Below are 24,177 nucleotides of genomic sequence, written 5' to 3'. Positions count from 1 at the left end.
CAGGCGCTACGCAAGCATTACTCTTTTTGTCACAAAATACACAAATGAATTACACATCTGCGCAAAATTTCGCAATTTTCTCTATCGACTATCAGCTAGACTTGGCTCAATCGCTGTTTTCTTCTATTGAATCAACGCCATGGTCGATGTTACTTCGCTCTGTATCACCAGCGCATCCAGATAATCGGTTCGATATCTTGGTGACCAACCCTGTTGCAACCATTGAAACTAGGGGGCAAGAATCTCAGGTAGAATACCAAGGAAAAGTAGAAATTAGTCGAGAAGACCCGTTTACCCTGCTCGACATTTGGCAAAAAAAGCTTCTGGGTGAGCTCGAACCGATTGCAGATATTCCTTTTCTTGGTGGCGCTTTAGGTTACTTCAGTTACGATCTTGGGCGTTGCGTAGAGAAAATTCCAGCCATTGCGCAGCAAGATCTGGGCGCACCAGACATGGCGGTGGGAATTTATGATTGGGCAATCATAGCCGATCACCAATTAAAGAAAGCCTATGCCGTCGGTGTGAATGCTCAAGAAAACTATCAAAACCTGCTCGCCCAAACTTGTCCAGCCAAACCTGCTTTTGCACTGACTACGGCTTGGGCATCCAACATGGATAAAGCCCAATACGCAAGCCGCTTTGAGAAAGTGCAGGCTTATCTCCAATCGGGTGATTGCTATCAGATCAACTTGGCGCAGCGTTTTAGTGCTGAGTACCAAGGCAGTGAGTGGCTTGCATACAACAAGCTGGAACAGGCTAACGGAGCCCCTTTCTCGGCATTCATTCGTACCACAGATAATGCAATATTAAGTGTCTCTCCAGAGCGCTTCTTAGAGCTCAAAGGCGATCTTATTGAAACCAAGCCAATAAAAGGGACGCGTCCGCGTAATCTCGAAGATAAAAGCGCTGATGAGTTACTAGCACAAGAACTCAAAACCACTGACAAAGACCAAGCAGAGAACTTAATGATCGTTGATCTGTTACGTAATGATATCGGTCGTGTGGCTAAACCTGGCAGCGTTCATGTACCTCATCTATTTGAAGTTGAGAGCTTCCCAGCGGTTCATCACCTAGTTAGTACAATTCGGGCCAAACTGGATTCACAATACAGTGCAACTGATCTACTGCGAGCCTGTTTCCCTGGTGGCTCGATTACGGGTGCACCTAAAGTTAGGGCAATGGAAATCATCGAAGAGCTAGAGCCCCATCGTCGTAGTGCCTATTGTGGCAGTATTGGTTACATCAGCCGATGCGGTCAAATGGACTCTAGTATCACCATCCGCACCTTGATCACTGACAAAGGTAAGATCCACGCTTGGGCTGGCGGAGGACTGGTTGCTGACAGCCAAGTCGATGCTGAATACCAAGAAACACTCGACAAGTTGAGTCGAATCTTGCCAACACTCGAAAAATAACCAATTCGGAGCCTCAAATCGGGCTCCGCTTTTTTACCGTTTTTCCAATTTACTCCTATATTTATCTCATAAGCATAACTAAACAATTGGCTAGCTAGGGATAAACTATGAAAAAGATGCTTGTCGTCGAAGACAACAAATCTATAGCCGGAGTCATTCAAAGGATTGGCGAATCATCTGGCTATGAAGTAACAATTGCCTACTCTTTATTAGAAGTTAAACGCATCCTCGAAAAGGAGAGCGATTTTTTCATTGCTACCGTTGATTTCAGCTTACCTGACGCCTATGAAGGACAAGCTATTCCTTACCTGATTAACGAAGAGATCCCTGTCATCGTTATGACGGCACGGGCGAGTGAAAAAATTCGCAATGAACTGCTTAAGCTCCCAATAGTCGATTACATCACCAAAGAGAATGCTCAAGCCTATTTCTACCTGCAACGTATTCTTAGAAGCCAACTCATCAATCATAAGATCGGTGTGTTGGTTGTCGATGACTCTCTCTCTGTTCGCAGTTACGTGGCCAGTTTACTAGAGCGAAGAAACTTCAGCCTATACGTCGAGCCAGATGGGAAAAAAGCCCTGCGCACCATTGCTGACAATAAAGACATTAAGCTGGTAGTTACCGACTATGAAATGCCAGGAATGAGTGGGGTCGATTTGGTGCAGAATATTCGTAAGCTGTTCGTTGAGCGCGATATTGTCATTTTAGGATATTCCTCGCTAGAGAAAGGACACCATTCTGCACGCTTCATTAAAAGTGGAGCGGATGACTACATGCACAAGCCCTTCTGCCCCGAAGAGTTCTACTGCAGGATTTTCAAAAACGTTGAGCGCCTGCAATACATTGAAGACATTAAGAGTCAGACGACCATCGATTATTTAACTTCCCTGCCGACACGAGCCAACTTCATTACGGAAGTTGAGCAAAAACTTGATACCATTCAAGCGAGCAACCTTTGTTTCTTATTGGTCGTTTTCCACATTGACCATTTCCAGAAACTCAATGCCACTCATGGTTCAACAGGCGCAGACCAAGTTCTAATTCACTTCGCCCAACGGGTCAAATCGCAATTTAAGCACTGCATCCGAGCAAGATTTTACGGTGCTGAATTTGGATTGCTTCTCTCTGGCAATGATATTAATAAGCTACAAGAGCAGCTCAACGAGTTCTTGGCTCAAACTCGCAACCAACCTGCCATGTTTAACGAACAGCAAATTCCCTACACCGTCAGTGCAGGTGTTTTGAAAATCGAAAAGCAGACTTCTACCCAAGCTTGTATCGATGAAGCGAGCAAGGCGTTGACCCAAGCTCAACAAGCTGGAGGGAACCAACTATCGCTCATTGCCAACAGCGTGGCGGCCAACTAAAAAATGAAATCTATCATCATTACCCTTTGAAATAACACTTGTTCTCATTCAAGCTGCTAGTATTAAACTAAAGAGCTTAGAATGAGGATGAGAGTTAGCCGATGGATAAGTATGACTTCTTGCAGCGATTCAATCTTTCAACACCCTACGAAATTCCACCGTATCACTTTGCAAACGCTTCAACTAAAGCACCACCAAGGCCAGCAGCAGTATTGATTGGTTTAGTTGAGCGTACCAATGGCCTACATGTCATTCTAACCAAACGAGCCGCCCACCTACGCCACCACCCTGGGCAAGTCAGTTTTCCTGGCGGAAAAGTAGAACCCGAAGACCCGTCCGCTTATGCAACCGCTGTAAGGGAAGCTTGGGAGGAAGTGGGAATCATGCCGTCTCAAGTGTCTCTAATCGGCGAACTGCCAACGTTTGATACCATCAGTCGTTTTAGTGTTACACCAGTCATTGCTAATATTGACAGAAACTATAAGACCAAGATCGACCATAATGAAGTTGAGTCAGTTTTTGAGGTTCCTGCCAGTTTCTTGCTCAATCCCAACAATCTTCATCAACTTAAAGTTCCACGCAAAAATAGGCTGCATCACGTGTTTGCCGTGCCTTATGAGCAACATCTAATCTGGGGTGTTACAGCGCAGATAGTCCATGCACTTCAGCTACAGTTGCACAACAAGCTCGCCCCAACTGCATAACAATAGCAGCTATAGACGTCACTAATTCACCTATAACCATTCTAATCACCAAATCAATGATCGCCCTTTGCTAATAAAGGGTTTCAGGAATCACCGCTTATTAACAACCACCCAACAACATTAGATTTTCTAATCTAATGGCCTAGTATTCCTCATGAGTGGCACGTATTTTTCGTGACTACTCGCACAATTGATAAATCAATTCGACAATCAACTATTTTTTATTGATCTCACACCTAGTATTTATTGATAAAAACGGCAAAATAGCGCTCGAAATTCCTGTTCCCAATAAATTTCACGAGTTTTTAACTATGACTACTACTACAAATACAGTCGCCACTAACACTAATAAGTCCAAGTGGACCTATAAAGATTTTACATGGGCTCTTTCCCTGTTCGGTACAGCGGTTGGCGCAGGTGTACTGTTCCTACCGATCAAAGCTGGCGCTGGTGGCTTCTGGCCTCTAGTAATGCTAGCCCTACTAGCATTGCCAATGACTTGGTTTGCTCATAAGAGCCTCGCTCGCTTCGTTCTTTCAGCATCAAACAAAGAAGCCGATATCACGGACACCGTTGAAGAACACTTTGGTAAGACTGGCGCAAATATCATCACTTTTGCTTACTTTTTTGCAATCTACCCAATTGTTCTAATTTACGGTGTAGGTATCACCAATACTGTCGATTCTTTCCTAGTAAACCAAATGGGGTTCGGTACGATTCCACGTCCAATCCTTTCTGGAGCGCTAATCGCAGCAATGACTTGCGGTGTGGTATTTGGTAAAGATCTAATGCTCAAAGCTACGTCTGCAATGGTTTACCCATTGGTAGCAATCTTACTGGCATTGTCTGTTTACCTGATCCCTGACTGGAACACGTCAATGATCGAAGTAGCCCCAGATTGGAGCACTATGCCTTCTGTTATCTGGCTTGCGATCCCAATCATCGTATTCTCTTTTAACCACAGCCCTGTGATCAGCCAGTTCACCAAAGAACAACGTCTACAACACGGTGATGATGCGGTTAAGAAAACCGATATGATCACAGGTGGCGCAGCAATGATGCTGATGGGCTTTGTGATGTTCTTCGTGTTCTCTGTAGTTCTATCGCTTTCTCCAGCGCAACTGGCACAAGCGCAAGAGCAAAACCTAAGCGTGCTTTCTTACCTAGCAAACATCCACGCTTCACCTCTGATCTCTATCCTAGGCCCAATCGTTGCATTCGCTGCAATCACTTCAAGCTACTTTGGTCACTTCCTAGGTGCTCATGAAGGTTTGGTTGGCCTAGTGAAATCTCGCTCGAAAGCACCTGTTGCCCGTATCGAGAAAGCATCACTTATCTTCATCGTGGTAACCACTTGGATTGTGGCAATTGTTAACCCATCTATCCTCGGCATGATCGAAACTATGGGCGCACCTATGATTGCGGCAATCTTGTTCCTAATGCCAATCTTTGCGATGCAGAAAGTGCCTGCGATGGCGAAGTACAAAACTTCAGCAGCTGCGCAAGTATTTACAGCATTATGTGGTCTTGCTTCGATTACTTCGGTAATCTACGGCGCACTGTAATCTGATACAGAAATCATACTAAGCCCTGCTGCATCTTGTAGCGGGGCTTGCTTTCCTTTGACTAGGCAGTTTTCCAATAAAAATAATAGGATTTTGCCCGTCAATTTTGGTTATCAATACCAGGTATAAATAAAAATGATCAGCGTATTTGACATCTATAAAATCGGTATCGGGCCTTCGAGCTCACATACAGTTGGGCCAATGAAGGCCGGTGAATCTTTCGTTAATGACCTAGAGGAATTAGGTCGTCTTAACGATGTGACTCATATTAAAGTGGATGTTTATGGTTCTCTTTCTCTAACGGGAATCGGCCACCATACGGATATTGCCATTATTCTTGGCTTAGCTGGCAACCTACCTGAGAGTGTGGATATTGACGCCATCCCTACTTTCATTGAGAACGTTAAATCAAACAAAGTTCTGCCTCTTGCTCATGGCAAGGTAGAAGCGAAATTTGACTACGATGTGAACATGGTTTTCCACACAGACAACCTAGAACTGCACGAAAACGGCATGCAAATTCATGCCTTTGCAGGTGATGAACTGCTCCATTCAAAGACCTACTACTCTATCGGCGGCGGTTTCATTGTCGATGAAGAGAACTTTGGTAAAACCTCTGAAGACGAAGTGATCGTACCTTACGAGTTCAACACCGCTCGTGAGCTAGTCGACCTTTGTAATGACAACTGCTTGTCGATCAGTGCGCTCGTCATGGCAAATGAAAAAGTGGTTAAAGACACCAACAAGATCGAAGATGAGTTCAAAGCGATCTGGGAAACCATGAAGGCAGGTATCGAACGTGGTCTGTCGACTGAAGGTGTTCTACCGGGTCCTTTACGTGTGCCTCGTCGTGCTGCAGCCCTTCACCAACAATTAAAAACCGGTGAGCGTCTAAGCAACGACCCAATGACCGTTGTTGACTGGGTGAACATGTATGCATTTGCCGTGAACGAAGAAAATGCCGCTGGTGGTCGCGTTGTAACAGCTCCAACTAATGGTGCGTGTGGTATTATCCCTGCGGTACTTGCTTACTATGACAAGTTCATTTCACCAGTGTCTGAAAAAGAGTACACACGTTACTTTGCTGCATCTGGCGCAATTGGCGGTCTTTACAAGCAAAATGCTTCTATCTCTGGTGCTGAAGTGGGTTGTCAGGGTGAAGTTGGTGTTGCCTGTTCTATGGCCGCTGCGGGCCTTGCAGAGCTAATGGGCGGTAGCCCAGAGCAGGTGTGTATGGCGGCTGAAATCGCAATGGAACACAACCTTGGCCTAACTTGCGATCCTGTTGCTGGTCAAGTACAAGTTCCATGTATTGAGCGTAACGGTATTGCAGCTGTAAAGGCAATCAATGCAACCCGTATGGCGATGCGCCGCGCTTCTGCGCCTCGCGTTTGTTTGGATAAAGTGATCGAAACTATGTTAGAAACAGGTAAAGACATGAACGCCAAGTATCGTGAGACATCGCAAGGCGGGTTGGCAATCAAAGTCATCTGCTAATACAATAAAGGCATGGTCATCCATGCCTTTTTTTATATCGATTACCACGGTCAGTTATGATTGCGCTTAAAAAACCAAAACTAAAACACTTCTCGGCGCTGATGGAGCTCAACGTACAACCTGAGCAACAAGGCTATGTAGAAACTTTTGAGTACCTGTACGAGCACCGCTCAAATGAAGACGTGATTTATTCCATTACGCTAGATGGGAAAATGATCGGCTTTTTTGCTCTCGATTTGGGTTTCAGTAAAAAATACACTTTTGCAGGCAGACAAGAAGTCGAGTTAAAGAACCTCTTTATCGACCAACACTTTCAAAATAAAGGCTATGGTAAAGCGGCTCTTGAGCGCCTTGCTTTATACATGTATACCGCCTATCCAGACGTCTCCTCGGTATGCGTTCTTGCGGAAAAAGATAACCAGGCGGTGATCAAGTGCTGCCAAAATGCAGGCTTTGAAGATGCCAAACAGTCATTTTACGACAACGATGGCAAACGCTTCATTGTATTAAGAAAAGCGAACTCTACGCCTTAACAAAACGAGCATTTATTGCTCGTTTTTTAATGCTCAACTGAGCCAATTATCAAAATACCCCTACTCATAGCACGTTTTAAGACTGTCAATCGTGCTCCTATCACAATCTACATCGTCAAAACATTTTACGAACCCGCACTTAACCTATAATTAACGTCAGCTAGGTCATAAGAATAGAATGATAACGATGAAATTTTCGATCACTTCCAAGTTGCTCATTACGCTCGTCGGCGTTTTCACCCTCGTCTTAACAACGTCAACAGGCTACCAATACTACCAACAAAGAGAGTTACTCAATTCTGTTTTGAGTGAACAACTGCATGACAAAGCCAGCAATTACTTCGACAGCCTCAACATGATGATGTTAACAGGAACCATGGCGCAAAAAGCCACTTTACGTGATAAAGCACTCGCCCAAGATGGTATTGAAGAAGTAAGAGTGATCCGTGCGCAGAAAGTCAATGAGCTATACGGAGCTGCAAACGAAAGTCAACTAGCGAAAGATGATATAGATAAAAGAGCACTACAAGGGGAAACCGTCATTGAACCCTACCAAGCTGACTGGGGCAAAGGTCTAGTGGTTGCCCTACCAATGAAATCAAGCGAGAACTATCGAGGCACCAACTGCAATGCCTGTCATATGTCGCAAGAAGGTGAAGTGCTTGGTGTTATCCGTATGGAGTACAACCTCAATGAGGTCAACAAAGTCGTAAGCCAACGCACGGTAATCGCGGTCGCGATTATGACGGTGATAGCTGCTATCGGGTTTGTTTTAGCTCTGATGATGATCCGAAAAATTGTGGTTAAGCCACTCAAGATCACATCTAAGTTCATGAATACCATTGCTTCCAACAAAGATCTTACCCAGCGTATGGTGTCTAATCGTACTGATGAAGTTGGCCAACTCACTCAAGATGTTAACTCTCTACTTGATGCTATGGCTGATGGGATGGACCAAGTCCAGAAAACCTCACATGCCCTAGCAATGGCTGCCGGAGAGCTGACTGAAGTGGCAATTAAAACTGACGAAGCGACGAACGATCAGCTCAAGGAAACGTCTGACGTACAATCGGGCATGGTAGAACTTCAACAGCAGCAGGCTCAGATTGAAACCGCCACCAATGACGCTTCGACTCTTATTACTCACACCACTGAAACCGCTGAAAATGGCGCAACCAGCGCCCATAAAGCCAGTCAAGACATCACAGATCTTGTTCAGGACATTGATGATGTAAAGGGGCATATCAGCCAACTTAACAGTCAGACTGAACAAGTGACTAGCATTCTTGCCGTTATCACCAGCGTCGCCGAACAGACCAATCTTCTCGCCTTAAACGCTGCCATTGAAGCTGCGCGTGCAGGAGAACATGGACGAGGTTTTGCGGTAGTCGCCGATGAGGTTAGACAGTTGGCCAGTCGTACTCAAGAAGCCACAGGTAATATCGAAACTATCATTGCGGAGTTTAAAGCGGGCAGTCAACGTTCCCTAGATTCGGTAGATTTAGTCTCTGATAACGCTCACCAAAGAGCAAAAACGATTGAAGAACTATCTAAAACACTCAGTGGTGTTGTAGGAGAAATGGAGCAAGCCAACAGTCATGCAAATAACATTAAGCAACAAGTCGAGTTGCAAACTCAGGTCAACACTTCCATAAGTGACAGGGTCACCAAAATCACATCTCACGCTGACCAAACATCATACTCTGCGGGCAAAACTCGAGAGATCTGTCTATATCTTGAACACCTATCTGAGCAGTTGGAGTCATTACTTAACCAATTTACCCTAACAGGCAATAATAAAGGTTGAAGCGAATGATTTGACAGGTAAACTGTCAGGTTCATGCTACAAAGCCCGTTCAAGACGAACGGGTTAATTTTGTGACTTCAACGGAGATTAAACACAACATGACTTACGCGCCTGTAAAAGACGTACTAGGCGGCCAAATCGCAGTAGACAGTGAAATCACTGTTCGCGGTTGGATCCGTTCACGTCGTGATTCCAAAGCTGGAATCTCTTTCCTTGCCATTTATGACGGCTCTTGTTTCGACCCGATTCAGGCCGTGGTCCCTAATAATCTGAATAATTACGAAGACGAAGTACTTAAGCTAACCACTGGCTGCTCTGTCGAAGTAACAGGTAAAGTTGTTGAGTCTCCAGCCAAAGGTCAAGACTTCGAACTTGCAGCAACTGAAGTGAAAGTTGTTGGCTGGGTAGAAGATGCTGACACTTACCCGATGGCGAAGACTCGTCACTCAATTGAGTACCTTCGTGAAGTTGCACACCTGCGTCCACGTACTAACGTCATTGGTGCGGTAGCGCGTGTTCGTAACTGCCTATCTCAAGCTATCCATCGCTTCTACCACGAGCAAGGTTTCTTCTGGGTATCTGCTCCATTGATCACTGCATCTGATGCAGAAGGCGCTGGTGAGATGTTCCGCGTTTCTACGCTAGATATGGAAAACCTACCTCGTACTGATAAAGGCGACGTAGATTACAACGAAGACTTCTTCGGTAAAGAGACTTTCCTTACTGTATCTGGTCAGCTAAACGCAGAAGCTTACGCTTGTGCTCTAAGCAAAGTTTACACATTCGGCCCGACGTTCCGTGCTGAAAACTCAAACACCAGCCGCCACCTAGCGGAATTCTGGATGGTTGAGCCTGAGGTTGCATTTGCTGACCTTGAGGACGTAGCTAAGCTATCTGAAGATATGCTTAAGTTCGTATTCAAAGCGGTACTTGAAGAGTGTCGTGATGACCTTGAGTTCTTCGCTCAACGCATCGATAAAGAAGCAATCACTCGTCTAGAGCAGTTCGTTTCTTCTGACTTTGCACAAGTAGACTACACTGACGCAATCCAGATCCTTCTAGATTCTGGTCGTGAGTTCGAATTCCCTGTTGAGTGGGGCATCGACATGTCTTCTGAGCACGAGCGCTACCTTGCTGAAGAGCACTTCAAAGCACCAGTAATCGTGAAAAACTACCCGAAAGATATCAAAGCGTTCTACATGCGTGCGAACGATGATGGCAAGACAGTTGCGGCAATGGACGTACTTGCACCGGGCATTGGTGAAATCATCGGTGGTTCTCAGCGTGAAGAGCGCCTAGATATCCTAGATGAGCGTATGCGTGAAGTAGGTATCGATCCTGAGCACATGAGCTGGTACCGCGACCTACGTAAATACGGCACTGTACCTCACGCTGGCTTCGGTCTAGGTTTTGAGCGTCTAGTCTCTTACGTAACTGGTATGGGCAACGTTCGTGACGTGATCCCATTCCCACGCACACCACGTAGCGCAAACTTCTAAGTTAAGTTTCGTGAAATAGTAAAAAAGGATGAGCGCTAAGCTCATCCTTTTTTATTGCCCAAGGTTACACCTTAAATTTGGCTACCGATCCAAGAAGCGCTTGGTTTTGGTCGGTCAGTTGTGAGGTTTGATCTATGGTTGTCTCGCCATTGTTAACCAACTCCTGCACCATCTCATTGATGGTCACCATGTTTTGGTTCACCTGTTCGGTGACTACGCTTTGTTCTTTGACAGACATGGCGATCTGGACCACCAACTGGTTTATCTGTTGAGTAAACTCACTCATTGACTCCAACGTCACCGTTACTTTACCAGTCTGCTCTGAAGCCTGCTCACATCGTTCTCGAGTCGTCTCCATACTTGAAACCATGGAGTTATTAGTTAATTGCAATTTGCTGAGCATCTCGTTGATCTCACCAGTGCTTTGACGAGTTCTTGAAGCCAGTGCTCTTACCTCATCTGCAACGACGGCAAAACCTCTACCTTGCTCTCCTGCACGTGCAGCTTCTATCGCCGCGTTAAGCGCAAGCAAGTTGGTTTGTTCTGCGATATCGCCAATCACATGCAACACCGACTCGATACGTTGGGTATCTTCACTCATAGCAACGATAGCGCTGGAAGTATTGGCCACTTCTGCCAGTAGTTCGCTCATACTCGACATGGCGTGTTCTACGACCAGCTTCGATTGATCGCTCTCTTGCTTTGCGATCTCAGTCAGGTCCGCTGCAGACTGTGCATCGTTAGCAATACCTTCTGAGGTTGCGCTCACTTCGTTCACCGATGTCACTACCGAGTCGACTTCTGCTTGATGCGAAGTAAACAAGGTTTGATTATCCTGACTCTGTCCGCTCAAAGAAGAGATAGATTGGCTGGTTTGCTCACAAGAGTCTTTAACACCCGCAATCATCTGCTGTAAGCTCTCTATGAAGTGGTTAATATCATTGGAAATTTTCCCAAACTCGTCACTCGAGCTTACCTCCAAACGCTGGGTAAGATCCCCCTCTCCGGAAGCAAGATCGTTAACCACTTTTTGTAACGATGCGATAGGTTTTAGCAACAACGCAATTAGCAGCATGCTTAAAGGCACAATGATAACGGCTGCGATTAACAGAGCTTTGGTGATTTTCCCACTGATCGACTCTGCACTGGCTACAGCTACGGCTCGGTCTAAATAAGCGGTAAGTACCCAGCTATCACCTAGAACATCCAACTGCGATTCGAAAGCCAAAGAATCCCCAGATATACGGTTAGTAAATACCGTTTCACCGTTAGCTGTATTTAGAGTTAAATAATCGCCATTACCACTGGCCTGCTCGAGCGAATCGGTGATGAAACTCAAATCAAGGTCCAATATCAGGATGCTACCATCGTCCAATTTAGCGATGATTTTTAGCAGCTTGTTGCCGTTTTCTTCAGTGACTTCATTTGCTGATAAGGGAGCGGATACACTAGCTGATCTCGCTAGCAATGCCTTAACTTGCGATTTATCTTCGACCAAACCTTCTTTATCAAAAACAAAATCACCCGATATCTTAGTGATGTTCTCAAACTCGGTTTTCTCAACGATTTCTCGAACATTAATGAAACTAACATCCAATGATCTTGCTTGCTGGAAACTATTGTTCAGCTTATCCGCCACTCCCTGATTGAGGATCTGCAGCTTTTCTTGAACAACCTCCGAGCCACTACTCTCAATATGTGTCCGAATAAAGTGTTCTGCTGAAAAATAGCTAGTGAGCACAGTTGCGAAAATGATAGTGACAACAATGGTGTAAAGTTTGGTTTTAAATGACAGGCCTTTCATCAACCTCTTCCCTAAGCACAAAAAGTTGGCCATAAGGTAAGTTGATTTTAAATCCAGAGTTGTGACTAGTGTATTATATTGAGCATTATTGTACTTTTATGTTGTTTTATGTGATCGAAAATGAGCAATAACTGCCACAAAGACCAGTCAAAGTTTAAGGTTACTGCCTTGCGACAAGTATTTTATGCCAGAAGTTTAATATTTGAGCTAGCTTTGAAAGATATATGATGTGATGACGGTCATGTGGATTACAACTAACTCGTTCAAGCTTATCTCGATGCCATTATTATAAACTGCGAGCATTCAACAATGCATCCAGTACAGGTAAGCCAGAAACAACGCAGGATTGAGCTATATGGAAAATCACTACAATGTAAAGCAGACAGCATCGCTCTATGCCCTTTCCGCCGTATTGTTTGCATTCTATGGTGGGCGGATCTGCCCAATGCTTGAGACCTTAACCTTAATGGAAGTCGCCACACACGTCTCCATCACTTTCTTACTCATGTTCGGTGTGCGACATCTGTTTTTGGCTAACCACTACTGGATTAATAACTTTCAGCACGCCAAGCTCGATACATTGCTATTTGCCCTGTTTGGTTTTGCTCTTGCGGTGTTTTACAACACCATGTTCCAGTTTCCACTCGACAGTAATCTGAAAGTCCTATGCACTATGACACTGTTTGGTTTCTTCAGTGGCACCTTGCTGCAACTTAATGCGAAGTACGTCTGCTTCGATGAAACACTCTCTGTTGGAAAAACGCTTGAGTCCTTCCAAGGAGAGAGGCAGTCGATGGTCAAGCAGATGATTTGGCTCATCGCCTTATTGGTTGCCTGTTTAACCACCATGTTGTCGTTTGTTGCACTAAAAGACGTTTTCTGGCTCGAGAATAACCCAGCTAGAATCGCCGACGGGACTGGCAAAGTTAGCATCATTAAAGAGTTTGCCTACATCGCCGTTGTGCTGGGTGGTTACACCATTGCGATCATGGTTCGTTGGAGCAAACTGATGAAGAAAGTACTGCTCAGCCAAGAGAGCTCGTTGATTAGAGTCAGCGAGGGTAAGATCGACACCCGCCTTCCAGTGTTCGAATACAATGAACTTGGCTCAATGGCTGCTCTAACTAATCAAATGTTAGATAGCCTGCAAGATAGTCAAGATGAGGTAGTGACCACGCGTGATGTTGCTATCACCAGCTTGGCAGCACTCGCTGAATCTCGAGACAATGAAACGGGTGCCCATATTCTGCGAACTCAAGAATATGTCAAAGCTCTCGCTTGCCAATTAGCCAGCAAACCAGAGCACCAATCGCTGCTGACGGCAGAGTACATTGACTTACTTTATAAATCCGCTCCACTTCATGACGTCGGTAAAGTCGGAGTCCCTGACTCAGTGCTTTTAAAGCCAGGAAAATTGACTGACGAGGAATTTGAGGTGATGAAACAGCACCCTGTCATTGGTGCTCAAGCGCTTTCTATTGCTGAAAAACAGATGGGCAGCAGCTCGTTCCTTCGCATTGCGAAAGAGATATCTCTAACCCACCACGAGAAATGGGACGGTAGTGGTTATCCTGTTGGCCTGAGTGGTAGTGACATTCCACTTTCAGGCAGATTAATGGCTTTAGCTGATGTCTACGATGCCCTTATCTCGAAACGTGTTTATAAGCCTGCGTTCAGCCATGAAAAAGCCAAAGCGATTATCTTAGAGGGCAATGGCAAACATTTTGACCCACAAATTGTAGAAGCTTTTGTCGCTATCGAAGATACCTTCGTCCAAATTGCAGCAACATATAAAGACTCGGCAAGCGAAGAAACACCATCTGAGCTGATGACGGAACTAACTCCACAGGTCGGATAACTTGATGGCAATAAATCTAGGTTATGTTGTAATTATTCGACCAATTTGACGATTTTTGCTGACTTTTTTATGAGGCTAATCAATAGAAGCCACCGAAAGTAAATTAAATAGAACTTTTGGTGGAAATGCTGTTGTAACAAAAAGGCGTGAAAGGTATAACTAACTTATCTTTCCCTTAACCGAAATCAACACGGACGCCGATTATCATGTTTGAAAAAGTCACTGCCGCACCTGCGGACCCTATCCTTGGCCTTACTGAAGAGTTTAAGAAAGATGCTCGCGCTGAGAAAATTAACCTTGGCGTAGGTATCTACAAGAATGAAGAGGGTCAAACCCCTGTTCTAGCGACGGTAAAAAAAGCAGAAGCTGCACTTCTAGAAATCGAAAAGACCAAGTCTTACCTAACGATTGAAGGTACTGCAGAATACGGTCTAGCAGTGCAAAAGCTGCTTTTCGGTGCTGACTCAGACATCGTTACAAGTCAGCGTGCCAAAACTGCGCAAGCACCAGGTGGTACAGGTGCTCTACGTGTTGCTGGTGAGTTCATTAAACGCCACCTACCTAGCCAACGTATCTGGATTTCTAACCCAACTTGGGCTAACCACAACGGTGTATTCACGGCTGCTGGTCTAGAAACGGCACAATACGACTACTACAACGCAGAAGCGAAAGACAAAGACTTCGCTGCGATGGTCGCAAGCCTAGAGAACGCTGCAGCAGGTGATCTTGTTCTTCTACACGGCTGCTGTCACAACCCAACAGGTATCGATCCAACAGCGGATGAGTGGGAAACACTTGCTAAGCTGTGTGCAGATAAGGGCCTAATCCCACTATTTGACTTTGCGTACCAAGGTTTTGCTAAAGGTGTAGAAGAAGATGCTGCGGGTCTTCGTACATTTGCTAAATACAATGACGAGATTTTAGTTGCGAGCTCTTTCTCTAAGAACTTTGGCCTATACAATGAGCGTGTCGGTGCGTTCACTCTAGTGGCGAAAGAAGCAGATGTAGCTGCAACGGCATTCTCTCAAGTGAAGGGCATCATCCGTTCAATCTACTCTAACCCACCAGCGCATGGCTCAGCGGTTGTGACATACATCCTAAACGATGCAGAGCTGCGTGCAGAGTGGGAACAAGAAGTGGCTGAAATGCGTGACCGTATCCAAGAGATGCGTGAGCTATTTGTGTCGACTCTGAAAGCGGAAGGTGTTGACGCAGACTTTAGTTTCATCGAGCGTCAAAACGGCATGTTCTCTTTCTCTGGTCTAAGCAAAGAGCAAGTTAACCGTCTTAAAGAAGAGTTTGGTATTTACATCGTAGGTTCTGGCCGTATCAGTGTTGCTGGTATGACTAAGTCAAACATGGGCCCGCTATGTAAAGGGATCGCTGCAGTTTTATAATTCTGCACATTGGGTATCAAGAAGCCAGTAGCCTAGCTACTGGCTTTTTTTGCAATCATATTTTTCCATTTACTATGTGAATATTATTTTATAGATTCATTGTTATTGATATAGATCCTCATTAAGGCCAGATTTCCGTGGTAATTTCCTACTAACTTATGGAATTACATAAATTTAAAGGGAATTCATAAATGGCAAACAAGTCTTACCCAGATGATTTTAATCTGATATCGACGACAGATCCCAGCAGTATCATTACCACAGCTAACCAAGATTTTTGTGACGTAGCGGAATACCAACAAGAAGAATTACTTGGTCAACCACATAACCTCGTTCGCCATCAAGACATGCCAAAGCCTGCGTTTGCCCAGCTATGGCAATACTTGAAACAAGGCAACAGCTGGATGGGGTTGGTAAAAAACCGTTGTGCGGGCGGGGACCACTACTGGGTTTCTGCTTTCGTGACGCCAATCCTGAATAAAGATGGGCAGGTTATTGAGCACCAATCCGTACGTAGTAAGCCTACCGAGCAGCAGATTAACCGTGCTGAATCACTCTACGCCGCAATGCGCAAAGGCCGCTCACTGCCTTTTTCTTCTCGCTTTAAAACTCGCCAGTCACTTTATCTTGTTAGCGTGATGTCGCTGCTTACGTTGACCAGTTTTGCATCTATAGCGATGGAAGGTTTTAACCTATTCAATGTCATTTTTGCTCTGTTTTCTGTTATCGGTTTGACTGTTTCATCTCAGCTGAAAAGCCGTATCGCAAACATGCAAAAAGCAGCAGCAGACTCCTACGATAACAGCTTGATGGAATACCCATACACAGGGCACTTTGATGACCTTTCTTCTATAGAGCTTGCCCTGCAAATGCGAAAGGCACAGCTAAGGGCGGTAGCTGCAAGAACCGAAGAAACTGCCGGACAATTGCTGGTATCGGCAGAAGATGAGCTGGCAAATGCGCAAACCATCAATCAGCAAGTTCATCAACAAAGTGATGAGACTAACCAAGTCGCAACCGCCATTACCGAGCTGACCCATTCCATACAAGAAGTCTCTGACAGTGCAGTCGCTGCCTCCAAAGCAACTGACGATGCCAATCTAGAATCAAGCAATGGATTGGCGATGATTGAAACCACGATAGCAGCAGTCAGCAACTTGGCAAAAGAGCTAGAATCTTCTCGTTATATTGTCGATAAGTTGTCTCAAGACAGCGAAAAAATTGAGCAAATCTTGGATGTTATTGGCAGCGTTTCTGAACAAACCAATTTGCTCGCACTGAACGCTGCCATTGAGGCAGCCCGAGCGGGTGAAGCCGGACGAGGCTTTGCAGTGGTCGCAGATGAAGTGCGCAATTTAGCCTCGAAAACTCACAGCTCGACAGAAGAGATCCACGAGATGATCCGCCAGCTACAAGCCACCGCCAAACAAGCGGTTGAAGCGATGGAGAGAGGCGGCGCTTTGTCTGGCGAGTGCAACCAGCGAGCTGAAGAAACAGGTCAAGTGCTACACCGAATAACGGACATGCTCGACAACGTGACGGCGAGTAGCCACCAGATCGCCACCGCCGTTAACCAGCAAGCCAGCGTGACCCAAGAGATCAATCGTAATGTGGTCAACATTCAAGACCTTGCCAATGATACCAACCAAAGCGCTAACAGCTCGGTTGAGCGCACTGGGAACTTAGTCGAACGCTTAGAATCAATGCAACGCTTGATTGCACAGTTCAAAAACTAACCATGTAACCTTATGAATTGCCTATTACGTCAAAACCGCCCGCTGGGCGGTTTTTTTTCCCCTCAGCATTGGTTACGATGGGCAAAACCCCAAGCATCGAGCACCGTATGCAAGCTGAAATTCTTGAAATTCAATCCTTTTTATCAACGTACCCGCCATTTGATCAACTTCCCGAAGAGAAGCTAACCGAGATCAGTCAACAGGTTGAGATCTCTTACTTTCGAGCCGATACACCCATCATTCATTTTGGTGACCATATTCGCGATTTGTATGTGATGCGCAGTGGTGTTGCGGAAGTGTATCGACGTAATGGTGAGTTGTATAACCGTCTCGATGAAGGCGATCTGTTTGGTCAAATGGGGTTATTGACCAACAACAAAGTACGCTTTCCGGTAAAAGCGATTGAAGATACGTTAGTTTATTGCATTCCAGAAGAAACCTTCCAACAGCTTTACGATGAGTTTGATGCCTTCGCCGATTTTGTCGAGGTTGAAGACTCTGCTCGACTTCGACAAGCGGTTTCGACCACCCAGGATGCCAATGACCTGACCACCTCTAAGCTGCGAACTTTGATCACTCGAGAGCCTGTGATCATTCATCACGACCAAACCATTCAACAAGCTGCAGAAATGATGGCTGAGGAAAATGTCTCCGCTATTTTGGTCAGTGATCTCGAAAGCCGTGACGATGAAGATGACAATCCTCTCATGGGCATTGTGACTGACCGAGATTTATGTACTCGGGTGCTAGCGGCTGGTTTATCGCCTCAAGAACCGGTAGCAAAAGTGATGACGGTTGACGTCATCTCACTTGATCACAATGCCTACGTTTATGAAGCTATGTTGGCTATGTTGCGTACTAACGTCCATCACTTACCTGTGATAAAAAACCAAGTACCTCTGGGCATTATCGAAGTACAAGATATTGTCCGCTATGAGTCTCAGAACTCCTTGCTATTAGTAAGCAGTATTTTCCAGCAACAGACTATCGAAGAACTAGCGACATTGTCAGAGCAAGTCAAAGACAGCTTTGTAAGATTAGTAAATGAAGATGCCAATACCCACATGGTGGGAAGTGCAATGTCGGTTATCGGTAGAAGTTTCAAACAACGTATAATTGAACTGGCTGAGGAAGAACTCGGCTCTGCCCCTATCCCCTACTGCTTTATTGCCCTAGGTTCAATGGGCCGTGATGAACAGTTATTGGTGACCGACCAAGATAATGCCATCATTCTCGACAACAGCTATAACCCTGAGAAACACGAAGAGTATTTTGCAAAATTTGCCAAATTTGTCTGCGATGGCTTAGCCAAGTGTGGCTACAGCTACTGCACTGGAGACATCATGGCAACCAATCCTACTTGGCGCATGACTCGCACCGAGTGGGAAGAGTGTTTTGCCGACTGGATCGATAATCCAAACCCGAAAGCCCTGTTGAATGCTTCGATATTTTTCGATTTGGATGGCGTTTATGGTCGCCTCAAATGGGCGGAACAGCTCAACGGATTCGTATTGCGCAGGGCGCGTAAAAACAACCGATTCCTCGCATGTCTGGCTAGAAATGCAATCAACCGCACTCCACCACTTGGGTTCTTCAAAAGCTTTGTGATGGAAAAAGATGGCCGCCACAAAAACTCTATGAACTTGAAACGACGAGGCACAGCCCCACTTGCGGACCTTATTCGCGTGCACGCTCTTGCTGTTGGTTCTCGTTCAAAGAATTCCTTTGAGCGCCTAGATGATATTCAAGATGCGGGCATACTGCCGCAAGGTCGAGCTCAGGATTTACGTGATGCGATGGAATTTATTTCCATGGTTCGAATTCGTCATCAAGCCATCGATGTCGAAAACCAAATCGAGCCTGACAACAATGTGGAACCCGACAACTTATCGGATTTCGAACGTCGAAACTTAAAAGATGCATTCCAAATTCTCAGTAATGGGCAGAATTTCCTAAAATTCCGCTATCAGGCAAATACATTTAAGTAGGTTTGGCATGTTAAAGCGACTCACTCAAAAACCAAGTCCAAACTGGGTAGAAATCCTAGAATCTCGCCTCGTCAGCGCACAAGACCAAAGGCTCAAAGATTTTTACCAAGCAGGCACGCCTGCCAAAAACACACCAGTGAGCAACGTAGAATTTGTCGCACTCGATTTTGAGACGACAGGTCTAGATGCGGAAAAAGATGATATCGTCAGTGTTGGTCTCGTCCCGTTCACCTTAAAGCGGATTTATTGCCGTCAAGCCAAGCATTGGATTGTTCAGCCTAACTCGCCGTTAGAAGAAGAGTCGGTTGTCATACACGGCATTACTCACAGTGACATTCTTAATGCCCCCGATCTTGACCGTATCATCGGTGAACTGCTCAAAGCTCTGGCAGGAAAGATTGTCGTAGTGCACTACCAATACATCGAGCGCAACTTTCTCGATCAGGCTCTTCAAGCTCGATGGGGAGAGGGTATAACCTTCCCGATGGTAGATACCATGGATTTGGAGAATCGCCATCAGCAGAGAAAAAACGGGGGGTTGCTCAATCGTTTGAAAGGCAAAAAGCAGGAGAGTATTCGCCTTGGTTCCAGCCGAGAGCGCTACGGACTACCAGCCTATCCTCCACACCACGCATTGACTGATGCAATGGCCACCGCAGAGCTTCTCATTGCACAAATCCAGTACCATTACGACCCAGAGACTCCAATCGGTGATATCTGGGTTTAATACTGATGCCACCATATAAAAACACACGGCATGTGCCGTGTGTTAACTATCTTATTTAGCAAGCATTTAGATTACTTGTAGTACGCTTCTACTTCACCTTTTAGCTTGATAAGCATTGGGTTACCAAAGCGATCTTTTGCTTTTGGAGAAGGGATCTTAACCCAACCTTCACTGATGCAGTACTCTTCAACGTCAGTGCGCTCTTTACCATTTAGGCGAATACCAATATGGTGCTCGAAGCACGCTTCCACGAAATGTGGGCTACGTGGGTTGCCTGATAGATGATCTGGTAATTCTGGTTTTTGGTTAGCGTCGCTCATGATTCTTAACCTGGTTTGTAAAAGGTGCGCCATTGTAAGCAAAGTCTGGTTTGCGCTCAACGATTTCCCGCACCAAATTTAAGCCCTTTACCGATTGCCGTTTACCTATTCAATCTAACTCGATCCTTTTAATCCAAACCTCGTAAAACTTTTCGTGACTAACCCAACATAAGTAAAGGATCACAACATGTTTAAATATCTATCAACATTGGCTTCCGTTGCTATAGCCAGCTTATTTCTCTCTCAAGCAGCGCTCGCTCATGACCACGGAATGAAAAAAGATATCGTTGACGTAGCTGCCAAGAATGAGTCTTTCACCACACTGGTAGCAGCCGTAAAAGCAGCCGGCTTGGTCGATACACTGAAAGGCGATGGGCCGTTCACTGTATTTGCGCCCACTGACGAAGCATTCGCCAAACTCCCTGATGGCACCATTGAAATGCTGCTCAAGCCAGAAAACAAAGACAAGTTAGTGTCTATTCTGACTTACCACGTAGTCTCAGGCAAAGTGATGGCCTCAGATGTCGTCGCCTTAAATGATGCTAAATCAGTTCAAGGCGCAATGTTAGACGTGACTGCAAGCGGCAGTGGCGTAATGATCAATGACTCGAATGTCATTGCGACCGACGTAAAAGCCAGTAACGGCGTCATCCACGTCATCGACACCGTTCTAATCCCACAGTAAACACCCTATGGCGCAGCCCCACCGCTGCGCCATTCTTTTTGCTGCTTAATCACTCCCCATGCGACGTTGATACGACCCCAATAAAGTAGACACCTAATTAAAGGATTAGGTGTCATGCAAGTCACATCTCGTAGAAAATACTCAGAAGAATTCAAACGTAATGCTGTTAAGCGATCATTAGAGTCTCCAGATACGGTAAAGTCTGTTGCTATAGCTTTGGGAATTAGCCCTAAAATCTTGAGCAAATGGAGAGCAACGATGACTACTCGAAAAAAGCCAGCTAAACCAATCCCAAACAAAGGGCCAAAAAAATCTCTAGCTCAGCTCGAAAAAGAAAACCGTGAGTTAAAGAAACGCCTTGAAATGGCTGAGATGGAGAACGAATTCTTAAAGGAAGCGAAAGCTTACTTCGACAGCCTAAAAGAGTAAGGTTTGAACATATTTTTAAGCGGACGAAGAACACCTTACCTGTGCGTTTGCTCTGTCGATGGCTCAATGTTTCTCCAGCGGGTTATTACAAATGGCGTAATCGCCAGCAGACAACACGTGAGCAAACCAATGACACTTTGCTGGAGTTCCTTAAGAAGGAAAGTGATGATCAACACTGCATTCCTGGGTACCGCAAACTCTGGGAAGCAGCGATTGCGAGCGGGTTCATCTGTAATAAGAAAAGAGTTCAACGCTTATTACAAAGCCTGGGGTATCGTTCAATAGCCAGTAAAAGGCGTCATGGCCGAGCACCACGACAAGAGCCGATGATGGCAGCATACAACCTGCTCAATCGCCAGTTTGATGTAAAGGAACCAAACCGTGTCTGGGTATCGGATATCACTCAAGTTAGATGCAAAGAAGGGTGGAACTACCTCTGCATCATTCTTGACTTGTACTCTCGTAAAGTCGTTGGGTGGTCTACAAGCCGTATTAACAATGCGGATTTGGTCATAAAAACCCTGAATAAAGCTTGGAAATCTCGACGTCCAAATGGTGAAAAACTGATGTTCCACTCGGATCAAGGCGTACAGTATAGAGCCTTCGAAACCATACGCTGGCACCGCAAACGCAAAGTCACGATAAGTATGTCTGGTAAAGGTAATTGCTGGGATAATGCTTGCTCAGAGAGCTTCTTTGCCCAATACAAAAAAGAATGGATAAGCAATCTAGGCGAACTGTCTCGACAGGAGATGACCGTTCAAAGTCGACAATATATCGATAGTTATTATAATCCAGTAAGAAGACATGGGGCCCTTGGTGGAGTGAGCCCCAATGACTTCGAGCTAATGAATTAAAACCCCGTGTCTACTTTTAGGGGGTCATATCACGTAAACCCTTAAACCCTTAAACCCTTAAACCCTTAAACCCTTAAACCCTTAAACCCTTAAACCAAACATATCTCTCAATCTGAATGCCGACTCCCCCTAAATTAGAATATTTAGTCTATAACTGTATAAGCGCTGTAGCACGACGCTAACTCATGGATGAAACTTAAAGGGTGCGAGATGTCATATAAAACAGAACGATTTTTCGTGGGGATCTACCACAAGCTTGCAGGACAGCTGCTTCCACATATCCCGGTACCAACACCTCAAGTCGTTGAAGGTGAAGTAGCACTCGAAAAGCTTGCTGAGCACTTAATTGATAAGGGAATTGAACGGCCCGTGATTTTCACTGATCCCCTGTTTTCAACCCTACCAGCCTTCCAACATCTAATCGCAGCGCTCGATGCAACTTCACTTGATTACCGACTGTTTAATGCAATTAAACCAGATCCGACTTATAGAGTGATCGAACAAGGAATTGAGGTGTGCAACCAGCATCAATATGACTGTGCGATTGCAATCGGAGGTGGCAGCTCGATCGATGCCACAAAAATGATCAATGCCTGTGCGAAACATGGGATCAACCCTCGAACAGTCACCCATGGTCTGCTCAGCTTATTTCAACTGCGACACAAAGGCGCCTATTTTGTCGCTATTCCGACGACCTCTGGAACTGGCTCAGAAGCGACCACTATCACGGTGATCACCGATGAAAAAACCAACTTAAAACATGGATTAGGCAGCTATGCAATTGTGCCAGATGTTGCGGTGTTTGACCCAAGGCTTACTCAAGGCCTACCGCCCCCTATTACTGCGATGACGGGGATGGATGCCCTCACCCATGCTATAGAGTCATTTCTCAGTATCTATGCGACCCAAAGTACAGACAAAGCTAACTTAGAAACCATAAAAACAATTTTTGAGTATCTACCGCGAGCATATAAAAATGGGGAAGACGATCTTGAAGCAAGAAGCAAAATGGCACTCGCCTCTTTTGAAGCTGGAAAAGCCTTTTCAAGGACCTTGCTAGGATGGGCACACGGGATCTCACATCAACTCGGGGCCTACTACAAAGTGCCTCATGGATTAGGTTGCGCTAAAGCACTGCCACATATCGTTGAGTTCTTAATTCCTACATCGGCGCATCGTATTGCCTTAATTGCAGATGTATTGGAAATAGGAGATGGCACAAACCAGCAAAAAGCGCAGGCGGTAGTCGATGCGCTATTTGACTTGTGTACGCAACTCGATATCGAGGCTCAATTCGAAATGCTCGAAGAACAACACGTTAAAGATATCGCTAGGAATATGGTGAAAAAAGGCAATCTCGGCTATCCCTCACCTCGTAACTTTGACTCTTACGAGCATTTAGAGCAATTTTTGCTGGCGAGAAAAAACAGTCTAAGGCCTTATAATATAAGATAATTTTCACTAAAAACCTCAGCAAGGCCACTACAAGTACAACCAAAACGGCAATATAAGTCGACTAACATGCGCCAAGTAAAGGTAGATTTTTTCGCTGTTGGTAGGTAAGTGTCAACTCTATACAATGGCGAAGCTGTTTTTCAGGCAATGACTCGCTTAATGGTAAAACAATAGCTCGGTTTCCTTGAAACACTAATAAGTCACCATAGAGCTCTCTAAAAGTATCCACCAGCTTAGTTTGGCAATTAAAATAGAGGTAACAATGCGCCGGAGTTTTGAGCTTCCAATCTATGCGTATCGGGCTACCTGTTTTAGCAAGATAGCTGGCTTCTCCCCATTTTAAAGACTCTTCTACTGCCTCTAACTGTAATTGGTGAGCGACCTCATGAATGAGTTTTCTTAGTGTACTTAAGTAATTTTTAGCCTCTTGAGGATAACCACTCCATAGTTTACTTACAGCTTCGTTCATTACTTTCTCTCCTCAACGCCATCATCTTTTCAATTTATGAAATATTCCATATCGTTCCAAAG

General features: G+C 45.2%; 19 protein-coding genes. 16 read left to right on the top strand and 3 right to left on the bottom strand.

Translation table 11 applies throughout. From position 1 onward, the window contains the following. The first annotated feature begins 44 nt into the window (after positions 1-44). The 8 genes from pabB (at position 45) to asnS (ending at position 10,390) form a co-directional block, all read left to right on the top strand. Complete coding sequence (gene pabB, locus J4N39_RS06410; protein ID WP_252023209.1) at positions 45-1,415, top strand: aminodeoxychorismate synthase component I; 1,371 nt, start codon at positions 45-47, stop codon at positions 1,413-1,415. Between the two features lie 107 nt (positions 1,416-1,522). Next, a complete protein-coding gene (locus J4N39_RS06405) occupies positions 1,523-2,785 on the top strand; it encodes a GGDEF domain-containing response regulator (RefSeq protein ID WP_252023207.1) in 1,263 nt (420 codons plus the stop codon). A 101-nt stretch (positions 2,786-2,886) separates the two neighbouring features. Next, complete coding sequence (locus J4N39_RS06400) at positions 2,887-3,489, top strand: CoA pyrophosphatase (RefSeq protein WP_252023205.1); 603 nt, start codon at positions 2,887-2,889, stop codon at positions 3,487-3,489. 311 nt (positions 3,490-3,800) lie between these two features. Then, on the top strand, positions 3,801-5,054 hold the full coding sequence (locus J4N39_RS06395) for an aromatic amino acid transport family protein (RefSeq protein WP_252023202.1): 1,254 nt from the start codon (positions 3,801-3,803) through the stop codon (positions 5,052-5,054). Between the two features lie 135 nt (positions 5,055-5,189). Further along, entirely contained in the window at positions 5,190-6,551 is a 1,362-nt protein-coding gene (locus J4N39_RS06390) for an L-serine ammonia-lyase (RefSeq protein ID WP_252023200.1), read from the top strand. 56 nt (positions 6,552-6,607) lie between these two features. Then, positions 6,608-7,084 carry a GNAT family N-acetyltransferase gene (locus tag J4N39_RS06385; protein WP_252023198.1) on the top strand — a complete coding sequence of 159 codons (477 nt, stop codon included), beginning with the start codon at positions 6,608-6,610 and terminating at the stop codon, positions 7,082-7,084. A 187-nt stretch (positions 7,085-7,271) separates the two neighbouring features. After that, positions 7,272-8,891, top strand: a complete 1,620-nt coding sequence (locus tag J4N39_RS06380; RefSeq protein WP_252023196.1) for a methyl-accepting chemotaxis protein — start codon at positions 7,272-7,274, stop codon at positions 8,889-8,891. A gap of 98 nt (positions 8,892-8,989) precedes the next feature. Continuing rightward, a complete protein-coding gene (gene asnS / locus J4N39_RS06375) occupies positions 8,990-10,390 on the top strand; it encodes an asparagine--tRNA ligase (RefSeq protein ID WP_252023194.1) in 1,401 nt (466 codons plus the stop codon). A gap of 64 nt (positions 10,391-10,454) precedes the next feature. On the opposite strand, the gene J4N39_RS06370 is transcribed toward asnS, so the two are convergent. Then, positions 10,455-12,194 (bottom strand): methyl-accepting chemotaxis protein, encoded by a 1,740-nt coding sequence (locus J4N39_RS06370; protein ID WP_252023192.1) that lies wholly within the window; start codon positions 12,192-12,194, stop codon positions 10,455-10,457. 355 nt (positions 12,195-12,549) lie between these two features. Between J4N39_RS06370 and J4N39_RS06365 the strand changes: the two genes are divergently transcribed. From J4N39_RS06365 to J4N39_RS06345, 5 genes are all read left to right on the top strand, one after another. Next, positions 12,550-14,052, top strand: coding sequence for an HD-GYP domain-containing protein (locus J4N39_RS06365; RefSeq protein ID WP_252023190.1), 1,503 nt, complete (start codon positions 12,550-12,552; stop codon positions 14,050-14,052). 206 nt (positions 14,053-14,258) lie between these two features. Next, complete coding sequence (locus J4N39_RS06360; RefSeq protein WP_252023187.1) at positions 14,259-15,449, top strand: amino acid aminotransferase; 1,191 nt, start codon at positions 14,259-14,261, stop codon at positions 15,447-15,449. Between the two features lie 191 nt (positions 15,450-15,640). After that, positions 15,641-17,185 (top strand): methyl-accepting chemotaxis protein, encoded by a 1,545-nt coding sequence (locus J4N39_RS06355; RefSeq protein WP_252023185.1) that lies wholly within the window; start codon positions 15,641-15,643, stop codon positions 17,183-17,185. 107 nt (positions 17,186-17,292) lie between these two features. Continuing rightward, the gene (locus tag J4N39_RS06350; RefSeq protein ID WP_252023643.1) at positions 17,293-19,173 is read left to right on the top strand and encodes a DUF294 nucleotidyltransferase-like domain-containing protein; all 1,881 of its coding nucleotides are present in this window, start codon (positions 17,293-17,295) and stop codon (positions 19,171-19,173) included. Positions 19,174-19,180: 7 nt separating this feature from the next. Further along, complete coding sequence (locus J4N39_RS06345) at positions 19,181-19,900, top strand: 3'-5' exonuclease (protein WP_252023183.1); 720 nt, start codon at positions 19,181-19,183, stop codon at positions 19,898-19,900. 71 nt (positions 19,901-19,971) lie between these two features. On the opposite strand, the gene J4N39_RS06340 is transcribed toward J4N39_RS06345, so the two are convergent. After that, on the bottom strand, positions 19,972-20,220 hold the full coding sequence (locus J4N39_RS06340) for a DUF3297 family protein (protein WP_252023181.1): 249 nt from the start codon (positions 20,218-20,220) through the stop codon (positions 19,972-19,974). Between the two features lie 187 nt (positions 20,221-20,407). Between J4N39_RS06340 and J4N39_RS06335 the strand changes: the two genes are divergently transcribed. The 3 genes from J4N39_RS06335 to J4N39_RS06325 all read left to right on the top strand — a co-directional run bounded on the left by J4N39_RS06335 (position 20,408) and on the right by J4N39_RS06325 (position 23,646). Then, positions 20,408-20,905: a fasciclin domain-containing protein gene (locus J4N39_RS06335; RefSeq protein ID WP_252023179.1), complete on the top strand. Its 498-nt coding sequence runs from the start codon at positions 20,408-20,410 to the stop codon at positions 20,903-20,905. 114 nt (positions 20,906-21,019) lie between these two features. After that, positions 21,020-22,191 (top strand): IS3 family transposase gene (locus tag J4N39_RS06330; protein WP_252017926.1). Its coding sequence is split into 2 segments (ribosomal slippage): positions 21,020-21,302 and positions 21,302-22,191, totalling 1,173 coding nucleotides; the frame shifts between segments, so codons are not numbered across the junction. Between the two features lie 210 nt (positions 22,192-22,401). After that, positions 22,402-23,646: an iron-containing alcohol dehydrogenase gene (locus J4N39_RS06325; protein ID WP_252023177.1), complete on the top strand. Its 1,245-nt coding sequence runs from the start codon at positions 22,402-22,404 to the stop codon at positions 23,644-23,646. 61 nt (positions 23,647-23,707) lie between these two features. Here the strand turns inward: J4N39_RS06325 and J4N39_RS06320 are convergent, their stop codons facing one another. Next, complete coding sequence (locus J4N39_RS06320) at positions 23,708-24,115, bottom strand: DUF1801 domain-containing protein (RefSeq protein WP_252023175.1); 408 nt, start codon at positions 24,113-24,115, stop codon at positions 23,708-23,710. Positions 24,116-24,177: the final 62 nt, after the last annotated feature.

The sequence above is a fragment of the Vibrio sp. SCSIO 43136 genome, assembly GCF_023716565.1.
Classification (GTDB): Bacteria; Pseudomonadota; Gammaproteobacteria; order Enterobacterales; family Vibrionaceae; genus Vibrio.
The sequence above is the reverse complement of the archived record's forward strand: the minus strand, read 5'-3'. Positions and strand labels throughout refer to the sequence as shown.

Excerpts from the sequence above, each read along its gene's own strand:
- J4N39_RS06320 (WP_252023175.1), bottom strand. The coding sequence starts at position 24,115 with ATGAACGAAGCTGTAAGTAAACTATGGAGTGGTTATCCTCAAGAGGCT.
- J4N39_RS06350 (WP_252023643.1), top strand. The coding sequence starts at position 17,293 with ATGCAAGCTGAAATTCTTGAAATTCAATCCTTTTTATCAACGTACCCG.
- J4N39_RS06345 (WP_252023183.1), top strand. The coding sequence starts at position 19,181 with ATGTTAAAGCGACTCACTCAAAAACCAAGTCCAAACTGGGTAGAAATC.
- J4N39_RS06355 (WP_252023185.1), top strand. The coding sequence starts at position 15,641 with ATGGCAAACAAGTCTTACCCAGATGATTTTAATCTGATATCGACGACA.
- J4N39_RS06390 (WP_252023200.1), top strand. The coding sequence starts at position 5,190 with ATGATCAGCGTATTTGACATCTATAAAATCGGTATCGGGCCTTCGAGC.
- J4N39_RS06395 (WP_252023202.1), top strand. The coding sequence starts at position 3,801 with ATGACTACTACTACAAATACAGTCGCCACTAACACTAATAAGTCCAAG.
- J4N39_RS06365 (WP_252023190.1), top strand. The coding sequence starts at position 12,550 with ATGGAAAATCACTACAATGTAAAGCAGACAGCATCGCTCTATGCCCTT.
- J4N39_RS06370 (WP_252023192.1), bottom strand. The coding sequence starts at position 12,194 with ATGAAAGGCCTGTCATTTAAAACCAAACTTTACACCATTGTTGTCACT.
- pabB (WP_252023209.1), top strand. The coding sequence starts at position 45 with ATGAATTACACATCTGCGCAAAATTTCGCAATTTTCTCTATCGACTAT.
- J4N39_RS06325 (WP_252023177.1), top strand. The coding sequence starts at position 22,402 with ATGTCATATAAAACAGAACGATTTTTCGTGGGGATCTACCACAAGCTT.
- J4N39_RS06385 (WP_252023198.1), top strand. The coding sequence starts at position 6,608 with ATGATTGCGCTTAAAAAACCAAAACTAAAACACTTCTCGGCGCTGATG.
- J4N39_RS06340 (WP_252023181.1), bottom strand. The coding sequence starts at position 20,220 with ATGAGCGACGCTAACCAAAAACCAGAATTACCAGATCATCTATCAGGC.
- J4N39_RS06400 (WP_252023205.1), top strand. The coding sequence starts at position 2,887 with ATGGATAAGTATGACTTCTTGCAGCGATTCAATCTTTCAACACCCTAC.
- J4N39_RS06335 (WP_252023179.1), top strand. The coding sequence starts at position 20,408 with ATGTTTAAATATCTATCAACATTGGCTTCCGTTGCTATAGCCAGCTTA.
- J4N39_RS06360 (WP_252023187.1), top strand. The coding sequence starts at position 14,259 with ATGTTTGAAAAAGTCACTGCCGCACCTGCGGACCCTATCCTTGGCCTT.
- J4N39_RS06380 (WP_252023196.1), top strand. The coding sequence starts at position 7,272 with ATGAAATTTTCGATCACTTCCAAGTTGCTCATTACGCTCGTCGGCGTT.
- asnS (WP_252023194.1), top strand. The coding sequence starts at position 8,990 with ATGACTTACGCGCCTGTAAAAGACGTACTAGGCGGCCAAATCGCAGTA.
- J4N39_RS06405 (WP_252023207.1), top strand. The coding sequence starts at position 1,523 with ATGAAAAAGATGCTTGTCGTCGAAGACAACAAATCTATAGCCGGAGTC.